This is a genomic window from Chthonomonas sp. (assembly GCA_016788425.1).
Taxonomy (GTDB): Bacteria; Armatimonadota; Fimbriimonadia; order Fimbriimonadales; family Fimbriimonadaceae; genus JAEURQ01.
Window position 1 is genome coordinate 56,022 of record JAEURQ010000004.1, and the last position, 16,369, is coordinate 72,390.

The 16,369-nt window shown below is 60.4% G+C and carries 12 protein-coding genes and 1 tRNA gene; 9 read left to right on the top strand and 4 right to left on the bottom strand.

The window, feature by feature from the left end:
• Positions 1-1,452 precede the first annotated feature (1,452 nt).
• The 4 genes from JNJ45_10085 (at position 1,453) to JNJ45_10100 (ending at position 5,374) form a co-directional block, all read left to right on the top strand.
• Positions 1,453-1,815 carry a hypothetical protein gene (locus JNJ45_10085; GenBank protein MBL8049016.1) on the top strand — a complete coding sequence of 121 codons (363 nt, stop codon included), beginning with the start codon at positions 1,453-1,455 and terminating at the stop codon, positions 1,813-1,815.
• Positions 1,816-1,928: 113 nt separating this feature from the next.
• The gene (locus JNJ45_10090; protein MBL8049017.1) at positions 1,929-2,480 is read left to right on the top strand and encodes a hypothetical protein; all 552 of its coding nucleotides are present in this window, start codon (positions 1,929-1,931) and stop codon (positions 2,478-2,480) included.
• Positions 2,481-2,625: 145 nt separating this feature from the next.
• Positions 2,626-4,458 carry a translational GTPase TypA gene (gene typA, locus JNJ45_10095; GenBank protein MBL8049018.1) on the top strand — a complete coding sequence of 611 codons (1,833 nt, stop codon included), beginning with the start codon at positions 2,626-2,628 and terminating at the stop codon, positions 4,456-4,458.
• Positions 4,459-4,471: 13 nt separating this feature from the next.
• Positions 4,472-5,374, top strand: a complete 903-nt coding sequence (locus JNJ45_10100) for a hypothetical protein (GenBank protein ID MBL8049019.1) — start codon at positions 4,472-4,474, stop codon at positions 5,372-5,374.
• Positions 5,375-5,376: 2 nt separating this feature from the next.
• Here JNJ45_10100 and JNJ45_10105 read toward each other — a convergent pair.
• The 4 genes from JNJ45_10105 to JNJ45_10120 all read right to left on the bottom strand — a co-directional run bounded on the left by JNJ45_10105 (position 5,377) and on the right by JNJ45_10120 (position 8,358).
• Positions 5,377-5,462, bottom strand: a tRNA-Tyr gene (locus JNJ45_10105).
• 29 nt (positions 5,463-5,491) lie between these two features.
• Positions 5,492-6,352 (bottom strand): prepilin-type N-terminal cleavage/methylation domain-containing protein, encoded by an 861-nt coding sequence (locus JNJ45_10110; protein MBL8049020.1) that lies wholly within the window; start codon positions 6,350-6,352, stop codon positions 5,492-5,494.
• Positions 6,353-6,370: 18 nt separating this feature from the next.
• Positions 6,371-7,135 carry a GNAT family N-acetyltransferase gene (locus JNJ45_10115; protein MBL8049021.1) on the bottom strand — a complete coding sequence of 255 codons (765 nt, stop codon included), beginning with the start codon at positions 7,133-7,135 and terminating at the stop codon, positions 6,371-6,373.
• Positions 7,132-8,358, bottom strand: coding sequence for an alpha/beta hydrolase family protein (locus JNJ45_10120; protein MBL8049022.1), 1,227 nt, complete (start codon positions 8,356-8,358; stop codon positions 7,132-7,134). Before JNJ45_10120 ends, JNJ45_10115 begins: the two co-directional genes overlap by 4 nt.
• Between JNJ45_10120 and JNJ45_10125 the strand changes: the two genes are divergently transcribed.
• The 5 genes from JNJ45_10125 to JNJ45_10145 are packed head-to-tail and all read left to right on the top strand — an operon-like array spanning position 8,357 to position 16,365.
• Positions 8,357-10,294: a hypothetical protein gene (locus JNJ45_10125; GenBank protein ID MBL8049023.1), complete on the top strand. Its 1,938-nt coding sequence runs from the start codon at positions 8,357-8,359 to the stop codon at positions 10,292-10,294. The two genes, JNJ45_10120 and JNJ45_10125, sit on opposite strands and share 2 nt — an antisense overlap.
• 21 nt (positions 10,295-10,315) lie before the next feature.
• Positions 10,316-10,987: a rhomboid family intramembrane serine protease gene (locus tag JNJ45_10130; protein ID MBL8049024.1), complete on the top strand. Its 672-nt coding sequence runs from the start codon at positions 10,316-10,318 to the stop codon at positions 10,985-10,987.
• Complete coding sequence (locus JNJ45_10135) at positions 10,980-12,800, top strand: hypothetical protein (GenBank protein MBL8049025.1); 1,821 nt, start codon at positions 10,980-10,982, stop codon at positions 12,798-12,800. Before JNJ45_10130 ends, JNJ45_10135 begins: the two co-directional genes overlap by 8 nt.
• Positions 12,782-13,840, top strand: a complete 1,059-nt coding sequence (csaB, locus tag JNJ45_10140) for a polysaccharide pyruvyl transferase CsaB (protein MBL8049026.1) — start codon at positions 12,782-12,784, stop codon at positions 13,838-13,840. Before JNJ45_10135 ends, csaB begins: the two co-directional genes overlap by 19 nt.
• Positions 13,837-16,365: a hypothetical protein gene (locus JNJ45_10145; protein MBL8049027.1), complete on the top strand. Its 2,529-nt coding sequence runs from the start codon at positions 13,837-13,839 to the stop codon at positions 16,363-16,365. Before csaB ends, JNJ45_10145 begins: the two co-directional genes overlap by 4 nt.
• Positions 16,366-16,369 lie beyond the last annotated feature (4 nt).

Genomic DNA, 16,369 nt, shown 5'->3' on the forward strand with positions numbered 1-16,369 from the left:
CATTTTATGTGGACCGTTCGCGGGCATGATGCTCGGAGTACCTATTGCCGGCACGATGCCGGAGTTTCTATATCTCGGAACTTAATATGTCACCCCCTTATTGTGATCAACAGCTGACGGGATGGCCGCCGAAGCCGCCCTCCAAACATTTCGTCTTCCAAGTTCTTGGAATAGTAGCACTGTGAAGTTTATATTTCCTGCCGTATTTGTCGTTTCAATTTTCGTAAGCAGTTTTCTTATCGCTAGAAAGTTGGTGCGTGGTGACAAAGCGAATATGCAACTGCTCTTCGGGCACGCCCTTTCCGTCTTGCCAGCTTTTGTAATGCCGGATGCAGTTCTTACATATATGTGGGGTTTGCTTTGGGCGTGGACGTGGAGCGTCGTTCTGGTCCACACGGAGAGCAGATGAGCCCATCGCAGATTGGAATTACCGGGATTGTTGGCGCTACGCTCCTCATCAATATCTGGTTGGCTAGGCCAAGAGCCTTGAAGTTTGTTTGCGTCTGTCTTGGAGTTGCTGTCAGTTTTTGGCTGTGGAACTTGCCCACTGAGGGAGCGATGCTTGCGCACGGCTTCGGTGCTTTCGTCATATCCTATTGTGCTATCTTTATCCAAACGCGAGCCTACTTCAGAAGAAAATGATATGATCACGGCAGCTAGATTTAATAGACTCCTGACAAAGGAGGTGTAAACGATGAGCAGTTACATGGAGCAGTTACCGTCAAGAGCGATGGTAGATTTGATGGACGGACAATACGTGCTGCCATTCATTGCGATCGGCGCCTTTCTGTTGGTTTCGTTCACATGTTTGTTGATCTTCCTCGTTGCCCGAGCTTGCATCGCGAAGCATTGTCGATCTGTCTGGTCCGCGATTGCCATCGCCATCGGATGTTGCCAATGGCTACTCCTCTGCATCTGGCCCCTCGGGCCCCTGGGGGGCGCCATGGTTTTCGGTGACGCGCTTTTGCTTGTTTCCCTGATCATCGGATTTTATGTCGGCACCAAAGGATTCTTGTGCACGCGCGTCAAGCCTCGCTCGCATCTGGGAGTGCTTGGGCAACACGACTCCATGGGTGAAGGTATGAGGGACTAGAGGCGATGACAAAGTGGTGGATCGTGGCAAATTTGAACGAAGCGATTGAACAGCTGCAAGACATTGTTACTAGACTTGAGGAGGGTGATACTGATGAAGATGGCCTCCGGTATGATTTGGGTCATGCATACTATCACATCAACGCAGCCTACAATGGGCGCCATTTAGTTGGTCTTGATGAAAAAGAGTTTTGGGACCAAAAGGATCCGTTCAGAACACTACGACCCTTCCCAAGGGATCTTCCGAAAACATATGGGGGATGGTTTTCTAGAGCGAAACCGGTCCTACCTCCCATTCGAGGAGGCGAGGGTGGATCGGAACCGAAGGGCCTTGAGTAGGATTGCAATAGGAAGAATCTGATGACGACTAAAACTCTAGTTTTTGCGATGGGCTTGTTGTGTGGCGGCGCCATGGTCATGGCCGAGCCCGATCGCCCGCCGAAAGACGGCTACGTCCCGAACGAGCGAACCGCCATTGCGATCGGTGTGGCGGTGGCGGAAAACGTGTTTGGAAAAGGCCTTGTCGAAAAGCAGAAGCCGCATCAGGCGGAGCTGGAGAAAGGGGTCTGGATGGTTTCAGGAAGCCTGCCACCACCCGAGGTGCTCCCCAACGGCGACAGAAAAGTTTGGGTGGGCGGCACGTTCGAGGTTTTTCTGAACAAGTCGGATGGCCGCATCCTCAAGGTCATTCATAGCTTGTACGGACTTACAAGTACGGGATAAGCGAATTGCTATCCTTCACATCGGAACTAGCACTCACTCCCTAGCTGCCTTTCCCGCGGCAGCCCCAGCCCCCGTCTGGGCAAAGCGAGTGACCGGTACACTGGAAGGCAGTCATGGGGAGCGGCAAATCTCGTCAAAGAAAGCTAAAGCAGTTTCTTTACTTGGAGTGGAACGAAGAGTCTCGATCTTACGTGCGTGAAGAGCTCCAAAAGTTGGAAATTCTGCCTAAGTGGAACGGCATGTATGCGCTCGGTATACGGAAAGGACACTCACTCAAGAATGCTTCACTGGATGAGATCATGGCGAGTCTGGATGATTACGCCATGGCGGGCCTCGCTGCCGCCGCTGAAATCGTGGCCGATCCGCGAAACGGTGGACTCTTTAATGGCGTAGCGATCGGGGGCAACTCCGACGGCGAAACGTTGGCAATTCAAGCCAAGATACGGTACACCGTAAAGTATTGGGAGAACGATAGTGACTATTACGGCGAATTTTTGTTGTGTGTAGGGAAGGTCAGCCCGGAGACTTATGGTCTCCACTGCGAGGCTAGGTCGTATCAGGAAGTTCGAGATTGGAGCCGCAAGCCGCTTTTCTCCCAAAAGGTTGTGAAGAGACTGCGCGCCGAGCTTGGCATTGATGATTCCAATCGGCCGCGGCAGCCTTAGCCCCCGTCTGGGCAAAGCGACTAGCGCAAGCGTAGTCGCGCGGGCGTGGCAAGTGGGCAGACGGGGGCGCTTCGCAACCCCACCTCCGAACCCGCGACCAAAGATTTAACCGGGGTTGAGCGGGCGAACAGGTATAATTCTGTCTATGCCCCCCGCCATTCGCAACATCGGCATTATCGCGCACGTCGACCACGGAAAAACGACCCTGGTAGACGCCATTTTCCGTCAAGCCGGTCTGTTCCGCGAAAACCAACACGTCGCCGAACGCGTGATGGACTCCAACGATTTGGAGCGCGAAAAGGGCATCACCATTCTTTCCAAGGTCGCCAGCGTGCGCTACAAGGGCGTGAAAATCAACATCGTTGACACCCCCGGCCACGCCGATTTCGGCGGCGAAGTCGAGCGTGTGCTCAGCATGGTGGATGGCGTGCTGCTCATCGTCGACGCCAACGAGGGCCCCAAACCGCAAACCCGATTTGTCCTGCGCAAGGCGTTCGATAACAAGCTCAAGCCGGTGGTCTGCGTCAACAAGGTGGACCGCGAAGGCGCCCGCCCGCTGGAGGCCTACGACAAAACTCTCGACCTGTTTATCGATCTCGGCGCCAACGAAGACGACCTGTTTTTCCCGCACCTCTACACCAGCGGCGCGTCCGGCTTTGCCCGTTCGGAACCGAACGGGAAAGAAACCGATATGCGCGAGCTGTTCGAGATGATCGTCAACGCGATCGCCCCGCCCGAAGCTGACCTCGACGCCCCATTTTTGCTGCAAGTCAACAACCTCGATTACAGCGAGTACCTCGGTCGCATGTTCGGTGGCAAGGTCATCCGCGGCAAGATCAAGGTAGGGGATCGCATGGAGCACCAACGCGAGGGCTCCGATAAGCGAATCGGCTTCAACGTCACCAAGCTTTGGATCTACGAAGGCATCCAACTGAAGGAAGTGGAGCAGGTGGAAGCCGGCGAAATCGTCATGCTTAGTGGCCTCAGCGACGTGCTCATCAGCGACACCATCAGCGTGCCGGATACCACGCCGCCGCTGCCGAGCATCAAGGTCGAGCCGAGCACCCTGACCATGAACTTTTACGCCAACAACTCGCCGCTGGCCGGCAAAGATGGCGGCAAGTTCCTGACCATCCACAAGATCAAGGAGCGCATCGAAAAGGAAGAGGCGGTCAGCGTGAGCATTAAGCTGGACAAGGGTTCCGCGGCCGATACGGTGAAGGTTTCCGCGCGCGGCGAACTGCAGCTGGCGATCCTGATTGAAACCATGCGCCGCGAGGGTTACGAAATGCAGATTAGCCGCCCGCAGGTTATCTTTAAGCGCGACGAGCAAGGCGACCTTACCGAGCCCTACGAAGTGGTGGCGTTGGAAATGCCGGACGATTCGCTCGGTACCGTCATGGAAGACCTGGCCCGCCGACGCGGCGAACTGCGCGACATGGCCAGCCAAGAAAACGGCACCACCCGTGTGGAATATCACATTCCCACGCGCGGCCTCATCGGGTTCCGCTCGAACTACCTCACCATGACCCGCGGTCTGGGCATTGCCAACTCGATTTTCGATGGCTATCACCCGTACAAGGGCGAAGTCGAAAGCCGCTCGCAAGGCGCGCTCATCGCCAAGGATCCGGGCAAAATCACCCGCTACGCCTACGAAGATGTGCAGGAGCGCGGGACGATGTTCTACGAAGTCAGCACCGAGGTGTACGGCGGCATGATCATCGGCGCGTGCTCGCGCGATGAGGATATGGTGGTGAACATCACCAAGCAAAAGGCGGCCACCAACATGCGCTCGGCCAACGCCGATTCGACCACGGTTTTGGATCAGCACCGCGACTTTTCGCTGGAGCAAGCTCTCGGCTGGCTTCGCGATGACGAGCTGCTCGAGGTGACGCCGAAGATGCTGCGCTTCCGCAAGAAGGTTCTGGATCATAGCGAGCGCCGTGTGATCGAGCGTCGAGCCGAACTCCCGGTGTAGACAACCGCCCGCCATGCCCGAGCTGCCCGATATCACGCTCTACCAGGTTCGCCTGCGCGAGCGGCTGGTGGGGCAGTCGGTCACCAACATCGGCGTGTGGTCCATGTTCGTCCTTCGCTCGGTGGAGGTGGCCCCGCGCGACCTTATCGGCGACACCGTACGCGACGTGTTCCGCGTCGGCAAACGCCTGGTTTTCGAATTTGAATCCGGTCGGACTCTTATTGTCCACCTCATGATCTCGGGCCGGTTTGTGTGGCGCGAAGGCGAGAAGCTCGCCCGCCCCAAGGCGCGCGATATTCTCTGGGGAATTGAGTTTCCTAACGGAGTTCTTTCGGTGGCCGAAGCATCTAAAAAGAAGCGTAGCTCGCTGCACATCCTCCCCGATCGAGCCAGCGCGGAGCGATTGGGTCGCGGCGGCGAAGACGTTCGCGCAATGAAAACCGAACGGTTCCAAACTATTCTGCAGCAAGAGAATCGCACGCTCAAGCGTGCGCTGGCCAACCCTTCGTGGTTCGATGGCATCGGCAACGCGTTCTCGGATGAGATTCTGTTCCACGCCAAGCTCAGTCCCATGCGCCTAACGCAAGCGCTCAAACCAGAGGAAATCCAGAGATTACATGAGGCGGCGAAGCAAACTTTAGAAATGTGGACCGAACGGCTCCAAAATGAAATCAAGGAGTTTCCGAAGCCGAGCCAGGTCACCGCGTTCCGGCCCGACTTCGCCACGCACGGCAAGTTCGGCAAGCCATGTCCGGTGTGCGGGGTGCCGATCCAGCGCATTGTGTACGCCGAGAACGAGACGAACTACTGCGCCCGCTGTCAAAACGAAGATCGGATTCTCGCGGATCGCGGCCTCAGCCGTCTGCTGAAGGATGACTGGCCGCGGACCGTCGAGCAAATGCTTGGGGAGGAATAAGATGGTGGGCAGAGCAGGATTCGAACCTGCGTAGGCTCTCGCCGACAGATTTACAGTCTGTTCCCATTGGCCACTCGGGCATCTGCCCCCAACGCAAAGACGTTATACCACGTTCTTTTAGTTTGCGTCCCAGAGGTAGGCGCCGCGATCAATAATTCTGCCTTGCCAGCGGGGCTTCATGTCGCAACCCACTGTGCTCGCCGGGAGCGAGCGGCGAACCACCGCGCCATCGAGCATCGCCTGGTTCATGGTGCCGCCGTGGAATGCCCAAGCGCCGCCATAAACAAGCTTCTTATCGTGAAAATCGAGGCTCCAGCCCGGTGAAAGGCTCGCTTGGTTGTAAACCGGCGAGACCGAACCAAGGGTATCAAGGCTCGCGCCTCCTTCAAAAGAGAATCGGCAGGGCGGCAACACAATGTAGTTGCCTCCGCCAGTCGTGCGACCACCAGAAATTTCCCACGCCGTCTCAGCGAACAAAATCGTGCCGCTGGGGTTGGTCACCTGCGATTGTTGCACCGGCGCGACGTACCACTCGGAACCGCTGTAGTAGGCGGGCGAAAGATTCAAGGCGTTGTAGCCGTAGTTAGTGCGCTCCGCCCAGCGATATGCCAAAGCGTCGGCATCTCGCATCAGCGAGGAGGGGTCGTTCAGGCTGGTGTCCGGATGCTTAAAGGTGTCGCTCGGACAGCGGAACATCTTGAAATTGCGCGTGTAGGGAAGCAAAAGCTGCGGCCAGCGGCGGTCGTAAACCGGGGTTTGGTCGGTGTCGGAGCGGTACTGCGCTGGCATTAGGCCATCGTCGTACTCACTGGCGTAGAGGCCCGTTGCCAAGCCAAGTTGCTTCAATTGGGTGGCGCAAACGGCGTGCGTACCCTGAGCACGGGCGCGCTGGAACACGGGGAACAATAGAGCGCTCAAAATCGCGATGACCATGATCACCACAATGAGCTCAATTAAGGTAAATGCTCGCTCCCTCATGCCGCTACCTTGTTTATATTAACGCATTTTGTGGGGATTTGTATAGATTTTTACCGAACCTATTTCAATTCCTCCTCGTTCGCGATACCAAACCACCATGCGGCTGTCGGCTTGGAAGGTGAAAATCTTGCCTCGGGCGGAGGCCTGAGCCTGGCAAAAGTGCAGGATTCCCGAACCCACACCCTCGCGGCGACGTCGCGGCGCGACGCAGAGGTTATACATGCCGAGCGATTCGGGGCGATCTACGAGCATCACCGCGCCTTCCGGCGGGCTGCCCGGCGAGCCACACACCCATAGCTCAAACGGCGAGCGCAAGTTGGCTTCCATGACAAACCGCCTTAGAGCCGGGTCGCGGCGACTGAAGAACGTGCCGACCATAAAGTCAATCACGGTGCGACGCTCGGCGTCGGTCTCCACCAGCCGCATCGCGGCGGGCACATCGTCGGGGTCGGCGGGGCGGGTCATCAGGGCGAGCGAGTATTCCAGCGTGAAGCCCTCAGCCATGAGCCACAGCCCCAAGTCTTCGGGCTGGTCGCCCGAAGCCTGAAACACGCGAAACGCCTTGCTTCGCCCCGATGCCAACCGGAAATCCGCGACGACCTGCGCGACGTCGGCCTCCGGAATCTGGCAGTCAATCACCATATTGCAAATCGTGAGCGGCGCGGTGGAGACGGTTTGCGTGAACTGGCCGCGCTGATGCACGCTTGTGCCGGGCACGTTTCGCGCGAGTTCGACATAGGTGTGTCGCAGATTGTCGCGGGCCGCGCGCAGATCGTCGTTCAAAGCACGAAGCTCCAGCTGAGGCGGGGGCGCACGGGTTGCTTCGGCCCCACCGCCACGCCGATGCTCACGCTCTTACTCAGCTGGAAGTTGGGGTACAGCGAGATGTTGCGCGGCGACAGCTGGAGGCTCAGGTTGGCTCCGGCGGGGTCACCGAGCAGGTTCACACCGCCAAACACTTCGAGCCCTTGGTTCGGAGTGAGGCTCGCGCCAAAGCGCAGCGTGGGCGCGCGCAGGTTCCGCGGGCGATATCCGACTCCGGCGAACGCGCTCGCGAAAAACTCGGTTTGCGACCGCAGGATGGGCCGTGCGATGAGAACGCCACCGAAGTGGCCCGTATCCATGCGCTCGACGGCGGGGTTGCTCAGCGCGGCAATCAGGCGATCCGCCGACTGGCCCGGGATAATCGTGTCGAACTGGGCTCTGACCACCAGCGCCGGACGCGGCGCGCTTGCTTTCAGCAGCGGCTCGGGCTCCACGCTCGCGAGTTCGCGGCGCAGCCCATCCTCGGTGTAGCCTTGTCGCCGGAGTTCGTCGCGCACCGCGACCACGCGGCTGGATCGCCATACGATGTGGGCGAGGTCCACGCCGCCAATAAGGTAGCACTGCGGGCCAATGCGCGGTTCCACGGCGCTTGCCGAGGCCGCCACAATCGCGCCGAGACTTGTGCCCGAGATGCCGATCGCGCCGCGCCGGAATTCGGGATGCGTTTCCATCCAATCAATCGTGCGGCGTACGTCTTGCGTGGCCTGCACCATCGTCTCGCGCAAGGCGGCGGGGTCGGGACGCACGGCGAGTTGACCGCTGGAAACTCCGCGCGGTGACCGCCGCATGTGGAACGGTAGGGTCATCAGCACGCAGCCAATGCCGCGCCGGTTGAGTTGGGCCACCATGCGCCGCTCCACCAAGTAGTCGGTCGCACCCCAATAGTGAAGAATAATCACCGTCGGCACCGGGTTCAGCTGGTCGGCGGGCAAACTGGCCTCCACGTACACGGTGTTGTTCTCCGGCGTGGCGGTCACCACGGCGCTGGGGAAACTCGCCGAGAAACTTCGCGAAATGTCGTTGGCGCGGCCCGCGATCCAGGGTTCGAACTGAATTTTTGGGGGCGCTTCGGTAATCGGCGGCAACTGAGCGTGGGCCATTTGCGCCAAGATGATAGGCAGAGCGATGATCCGCAACAGCCTCCTTGCCGCAAGTTTGACCTGGCTCGTAGTGCCCGCCATGGGTAACAGTTTAGACAACGATTTCAATACGGTGTTGGGCCTCGCCGGGCTGGAGACGACCACCGCTCGCTTTGATCCGCTCATGGTGGGTCACTTTAACGATCGCAGCGGTGTCGCCCAATTAGTAAACGCCGCGTGGACGAATCCGTGGCAGGCGGGCTTTATGCTTGATAGCGCGCGTCGCAGCGTAGACGCCACCGCCGGTTCGCCCGCCGACACCGTGAGCATGATGGCGCGGACGCTCGGCATCGCCACTCGCCGTAATTTGCTGGAAAGTCCGATCAAGCGGGTGATGAAGGAAACCTCGCAAAAGGGGTACCTCAAAACGCTCCTCACCAAGTTCAAAGCCGATGGCCAACTGGTGGGCGAAGTGCCTGATCTGAGTACGGTGCCGGAGGGCGCGCAGCAAGCCGCCAGCATCGTGCTTCGCACGATGGCCGACGCCGTCGTTCTACGGAATCTCGCGGTCGGGAGCCTCGCCGGGACGCCGCAAACCTTCCGCTCGATGATCGCGACCGGTTTGGAGAGCGACGATCCGGCGGAAGCCGCCCGCAACGAACGGACGCTGCGCGCCCTGGACCTACGACCGTTGTTCGCCGCGGGGAGCGATCTCGCCGAAGCCACCGTCGAGGCGCAAAACCTGCTTGGTACGGTCTCGCCGACGCAAAAATATCGCGTGATTTTTATGACCGCGTGGGGCACCGTGATTCTGAGTGGCGGATCGAATGATCGCTACGAGGGCGACCTCGCGCTCGCGATTGACACCGGCGGCAACGATGTTTATGTGGACCTGCCGCGCAACAGCAGCCCCACCAATTGGGCGAGTGTGGTGGTGGATGCGGTCGGCGACGACCGCTACGTGAGCGACCCCGAACTGATCAGCACTGAGATGGGCAAGTTTGGCAAGCGCCGCATTCGCAGCGGGCTCGGACCGGCGGGAGCCGCGTTTGGGTTTGCCTTTATCTCTGATGGCGCGGGCGACGACCTGTACGCCAGCCACGAAACAGGGCTCGGATTCGCCATCGCGGGCGGCGCGGCCATTTTCGACCGACGAGGTTCGGACCGCTATTACGGTTACAAAAACGCGATTGGCGGCGCGATTGGCGGGTTCGGTTTGGTGGAAGATGCGGCGGGGGACGACGTGTACTACGGGTTCACCCGAATTCAAGGTTTTGGCGGCACGCGCGGCGTGGGGTGCGTGATCGATCGCGCCGGTCGCGACCAGTACGTGGCCGAGGACAAGATCATCGACTTCCCGAGCGCGCAATCGGCGCTGCACAACGTGAGCTTTGCGCAGGGCACCGGCGTGGGTCGGCGCGCCGATTACCTCGATGGCATGTCGCAGCCCGGAGGCGTCGGCCTGCTGTTTGATCTCGGCGGCAACGATCGCTACTCGTGTGGCGTGTTCGGTCAGGGCGCGGGCTACTGGTCGGGATTGGGCGGACTGCTGGACGTAGAAGGCGACGACAGTTATTCGGGCCAGTGGTACGTGCAGGGCTCGGCGGCGCACTTTGCAGTCGGCGTGCTGCGCGACATGCAGGGCGCGGACGTGTACACCGGCCCCATGAACATGGCGATGGGCGCGGGCCACGATTTTAGCGTCGGCGTGCTGCACGACGACGGGTTGCAGAACGATCGGTACAACGCCGGCTCGCTGAGTTTGGGCGCGGCGAACGCCAACGGCATCGGGGTGTTCACCGACGAGGGTGGCGATGATTTTTACAGCGCGACCGGCATTTGCCTCGGTCAATCCAGCGAAGCGCCCAAGGGCACGCTGCGCGAACGCGCGCTCAGTTTCGGTGTGTTTTGGGATGCCGGCGGCGAGGATAGCTATCCGGTGGCCGCGCCGTATGCCGGCAATGGCAAGCGCAGCACGAACTGGGCGTATCGTCAAGCGGCTCCGGAGAGTCAGGTCGGCGTATTCCTTGACCGTTGAGTCCGGTAGACTTGCCCCGGCATGATTGCTGAGCGCGCGAACGAGCCGAGCCGCGTGATCCCGTATGTCACGTACACCCTGCTGGGGCTCAACGTGTTCATCTATCTTTGGGATCGCGGAGGCGGGCTATTTGGGCCGAGCGTTTCGTTTGCCGACCTCGCCATGCGACCATCCGAGGTCGTGCGCGCCGTCAAAGGCAACGGCTATCCGCCCGCGTTAGGCACCCTGTTCACGAGCCTGTTTCTGCACGGCAACTTCCTGCACTTGCTCAGCAACATGATCTTTCTGGGCACGTTTGGCGGTGAGGTCGAAGAGGCGTTTGGCAGCTTCAAATTCATGTTGCTCTACCTGTTTTGGGGTGTGTTTGCGTGCCTCGCGCACGTGCTGGTGATGCCTCACTCCTCGACTCCGCTGCTGGGCGCGTCGGGCGCAATCGGCGGCATTCTCGGTTGCTATTTCTTGCTGTATCCCGCGAACGTCATCACGGTCGCGATTCTCGTGGTGACCTTTGATGTCGCCGCGTGGATTCTGCTTGGCCTCTGGTTTCTCTACCAAATTTTGGTGCCCCAGGACGGCGTGGCCAACTGGGCCCACGTTGGTGGATTTCTTGCGGGCATGCTGTCCGTCCTGATTCTCGGTGGAAAGCAACGAATCTTGGCCAACCTCAACGCGGGAGAGCAGCGAGTTGCGTAAGCTCCCCGGCTGGTTGCTGGCCATCGCCGTGTTGCTCATTTTGGTGGGCGCCGGAGCCTCGCTGCGAGCCCGAGTGGCCGTGGAAGAAGGCAACAAATCCACGGGTATCGTCCTCGAATGGTCGGTAGTGAGCGACCTCGCTTCCGCGCAGGGCATCTCAGAGGGGCAAGCCCTGGCGAGTCTTAAGCAGCAGGGCCTCACCCACGTTGCGCTGAGCGAAGACGTGGGCAGCGAACTCTTTGGCCGTGGCCTTGTGCGCTTCGATCCCGAACAGAATTTGTATCTTGGCAACTGGCGCGGGCTCGCCCGCATCACCACCGCCCTGAAGGTGAAGTACGGCCAGTCGCGGCCGGTGCGGCAGCACTTCGACCGCGATTCCGTGCTCGATGGTCGCGGCCTCGCGCTCGACACCTTGCAATCCCTTCCCCTAGGGCTCGATCCCCTTGCCGCGCAAACGGTCAAAAAGGCGGGGCTCGGCATTGTCGCTCGCCTCATCAATGCGCCCGGAATGACGCCCAAGCGCATCAAGCGCACTCTAGTGTCCGCCCACGGCTATGGCGCGAACTACTATTTGCCGCTCGGCGAACAGGTGCTCGGGTTCCGCGATTCGATAAATCGCACGGCGGAGGCGTTGGAAGAAACCGGGATGATGTACGCCACGCCCGAATTCAGCAAAATCGCGGGCGACGCCAAGCTCGCCGAGGCGGCCAAGCGCTACGTCGTGCGGCTCCACCCGATCCAATCGGCGGAGGTTGATAAGCTTGGCCCGGCCGATTTCATCGAACGCTTTGTCAAGGCGAGCCGCGAGCGGGGCATGCGCCTGCTCCTGGTGCGCCCGATTAACACAAGCGCCGACAAGCCGATCGTGCGGCTCGGCGACGACCTGAAGGCATTGACCCGCGCGCTCATCAAAGAAGGCGCGGTGGTGGGCGAACCCCGGCCCTACTCGATTCCCGAAGTCCCGGCTTGGTCCGGGCTGGTTATTCGCATCGGTATCGCGATTGCCGCGGTTTGGCTGGCGATGGCGATCGCCGCAACGCCCATGGCGGCGATCATCGGCGCGCTCCTCGCCGTGGTCACCATGCTCAGCCCGAAGTTCGGCGCGCTCATCGGCGCGATGATCTTCCCCGTGATCGGTTACGTGCTGTGGACGCGCGGTTGCCGCTGGCATCCAGTCGCGCGGTTCTTCCTGCTCTCGTTCACCAGTCTGGTAGGCGGACTCTGCGTGAGCGGGTTGCTCAACTCGCTCGACACGCTGCTAAAAATTGAGGTGTTCTCGGGCGTGCTGGCGGCACTGATGCTGCCGCTCGTCGCCATTTTCCTGTGGCTCTTGGTGGGCCGCATTTCGCTGAAAGAACTCGGCCAGCAGCCCCTGAAAATCGGGCAACTCATCATGGGTTTGTTCGGGTTTGTGGTGCTGGCGTTCATGGCCATGCGCTCAGGGAACGACGCGCCCGGTGGCGTCAGCGGGTTGGAACTCAAGTTCCGCAGCCTGCTGGAGCAATTTTTGATCGTCCGGCCCCGCACCAAGGAGTTCCTGCTGGGGCACCCCGCGCTCATGATCGGGCTATTTTTGGAAAACCGCGAATCCGAGCGTGACCAATCGCTGGGCGCGCTCCTTTTGGCCGTCGGGGCGATCGGCCAAACAAGCATTGTCAACACGCTTTGCCACCTTCACACGCCGCTGATCATTGGGCTCACCCGCATCGGCGTCGGGTTGGTGCTGGGCGCACTATTTGGGATCCTGGGCTGGGCCGTTATTCGCGGGTTGGCCACAATGAAGAGAACGATTGCATGGCGAAACGAATCTTAGCGACGGGCTATTTTGGCGAAGGCAACCACGGCGACGACGCCATTCTTTTGGGGTTGTTGCAGGGGCTTTCGGGCAGCGGCGTGGATGTGCGCGTCATGTCGGGTCGCCCCGAGGAAACGCACCGTCTGTACGGCGTGCCCTCGTTTAGCCGTCGCGATCTCAAGATTTTTGATCGAGAGATTCAGGCGGTGGACGCCCTCGTTTTTGCCGGCGGAAGCATCTTCCAGGATGTCACCAGCGTGCGCAGCGCGGCCTACTACGGCATGCTTATCAAGAAGGCTCGCGCGGCGGGCAAAAAGGTCATCATGCTGGGGCAAGGCGTGGGTCCGCTCAAAACCATGTGCGGCAAGTCCATCGCCACCAAGGCGTTCAGCGCCTGCACCGCCATCGCCGTGCGCGATCCGCAGTCGGCGGCGACGCTCAAGGGTCTGGGCGTGCGCGGCACGGTCAAACTCACCGGCGATCTGGCCTGGCTATTGCCGAGCCCCGAAGCGGGCGAGGTGGTGGACTTCCAACTCGGTGATCTGAAAACGGTCGGTCTAGCCCCGCGTCCGCATGGCAAGGGCGACCACGTGGTGAAGCTGTTCGGCGAACTTGCTCGGCTCCTTTTCCAAGCCAAGTTCCTGCCCGTGCTGGTCGAGCTCGACCAAAAGGAAGATGGGCCGCTCATCGTTGAGATTGATAAGGCAATGGGCGGCAAGGTGCCCAGCGTGCGCCGCATGCCGACGCCGATGACCGTGCAGCAGCGCATCATGCGCATGGACTCGCTCATCGCGATGCGCCTGCATGCCGGGATTCTCGCCTCCACCGTGGGCGTGCCGTCGTTCATGGTGAGCTACGACCCGAAGGTCAACGCGTTTGCGCAGTTGGTTGACCTCCCGGCCGCTAACGTGAAAGACCTCACGCCGCAGCGACTCTTCGAAAACTTCCTGCAGTTCCAAAAGAACAAGGAGATTGTGATGAAGTCGTTCGCCGCGAGATGCGTCCAACAAAGGGAAGCGGCGCAGCAAAACATCAGCCTGCTCCTCGAAAATCTTTGAAGCGCTCCCTCCTTTTCGCCTTAATCTTCACCACGACTCTGGCTCACTCGTCTGACCCGGCGTGGGTCAAGGCGGTCAAAAAGGAGATCAAGAAGATCGAGGTAAGCGGCTACCGCAGCGTCGGATTGCACTTCCACGGGATTGATGGCGACCGCTCGGCCTTTAACACGGTCAACTACTTTGGGCAGGGTTCGCGGCGCGTGACCAACATCGGCCAGATTCAGCTCACCGGGCGCAAGGTGTTGGGCGTGGTGAACTTCCGGGCGAACATCCAAGACGACCGGTTTCAAGACCCCCAGGGGCAACGCTTTAGCCTGGACTACGAGAAGAACGGCCTCATTGTCAACGCCGGCGACCTGCCCGGCAGCCTCATCACCGGCAACCAGTTTGCTACGCTCAACAAGTCGCTGCGTGGGGTGAGCGTCGGCTACCGCAAGGGCAATTTTTCGGCCCGCGCCGTGAGTAGCGAAGCCACGGGCAGCGCGCGCACAGTGAGCGTCAGCGGCAACAACTCGGCCGGCCCGTACTACTTGCAGGCCAGCCAGTTGGTGCCGGGTAGCGAAAAGATTCAACTCGACGGAGTGGACCTTCGCCCCGGCGAGGATTACGCGATCAACTACGAAGTTGGGTCCATTACGCTCGTCGGGCGTGTCGCCCCACTCACCAGCGTGATCGTCGCCAGCTACGAGGCGTTTGGGTTTAACGATCGGCGCGGCCGCGTCAGTGGCGTCGGCGCGGGTTATGATCTCGGCGACGGCCAACGGGTTTCGGTCACCGCGTTGCGGCAAGATGCCCGCGGAGCCGGGCGTTTGAGTTCCCGCCTGGAGAAGTTCCAAGGCTTTGGCCCGGCGAGCACTCCCTACACGCTGCAGTTTGAGCCGCAGCCGGGCACGCAGATCGTCATCCGGCTTGATGGCGTGGTGCAAACCCTGGGCGTGGATTTCGTGTTCGACACGACCAATCCGGCGATTTTCTACTTTACGCGGTTCATCGCTTCCAGCAGCGAGGTCGCGGTGCTCTACACGCCCAAGGCGCGAAGCACGGCCAACGGCGACCGCGCGAACCTTGGCCTGCAGTACACGAGCACGATCCGCGGCAAGGACCTGACCGGCGGAGTGACACTCTCCACTGCAACGGGCCGGTTGAGTAACTCGGCCACCCCGAGCAACGGCACCGCGCGGGGGGCCTCGCTGACCTTGCGGGGTAGCAAGTTTGATCTCACCACCAGTTGGCGGCGCGTGCCCAACGGCTTTGTTGCCGTGGAGTCCGTAGGCTTCAACCGCAACGAAGACGGCTATCAATCCACGATGGAATACCGTCCGACCTCGCGCCTGAAGCTGGGCGCGACAACCCGCAACTCGGCGATTACAAGTTACAATTCGGTGGGCAACGCGTTCGGCAATCGGAGCACCAGCGCCGGGCTCACGGCGCGTTACGATCAGGATTCCGCCAGCTACTGGACGGCCGAGCGCACCGACGTGAAGTCGCGAACCACCCTCGGCGCGAGCAACCTGGCGCGCACCGCGCTCTTTGTCAATCGGCGACAGGCGAAGTTCGAATGGGGCCTAGGCGTCGAGAATCAGGCGGGTCGTCAACCGCTCACCAGCACCACCAGCCAAAGCCTGCTGTTGCGAGGCCTCAAGCTCCGCACCACATACTTCGGCGATTCTCGCCTGGGATTGCGCGCTTCGGCGAGCCTGCTGCGGGTCCACGCGGGCGATCAATCGGGCACCGGTCGCGACTACGATATCGCGGCCACCTACCGCCCCAACTCGCGGCTCTCGTTGAGTTCGGCCTACGTGGTGAGCGACGGCGGGGCCCTCGCAACGCTCGGCAGTTTCACCAACGGATTCGGCATTGGCTACGATGGCAACGGCTTTAGCAACGGCTCCAGCAGCCTGTTTGGCACCGGCATTACCAACCTGCGAAGTTGGACCAACGTCGCCAGCTATTCGCCGACCGATCGCGTGTCGCTCAATGCCTCCCTGCAACAGCGCCGCGCCACGGGTAGCGTGAGTTCGAACTCGGATACCGACAGCTACAGCCTGGGCGTGAGCGTGGATTCGTTGCGCGGTTACCTATGGAGCCTCTCGCTCGACCAGAGTCAGACACGCTTTTTGGGTTCGGCGGTGCCGACATCGCGCTCCACCAGCATTGCGGGCTACCTTACGGCGGCGCCGCCCAAGAGCCGCCTGCGATGGCAGCTTGGCTTTAGCAGCTTTTTGGCGGGCGGCGCGACCACCTTTAGCCAAGATGGGCTCGCCATTTCGGGCACCGCGGTCTACGGCCTCAACCCTCGTCAGAATCTGATCTTGGATATTCGGCGCTCGCGCACCACGGGTTACCTGGGTCAGGACGAGTGGAGCAACGCGCTGACCTACCAATATCGAATTTGGCAGGACCTGAGTTTCAACGCGACCTACACGTTTAGGAACACCAAGAACCTTGACCCTGGCATTTCTACCGGGGCATACCGGGCGAATAGCTTGGATTTCGAAATTAGCTACAATTTCTCGCGATTTTGAGCGG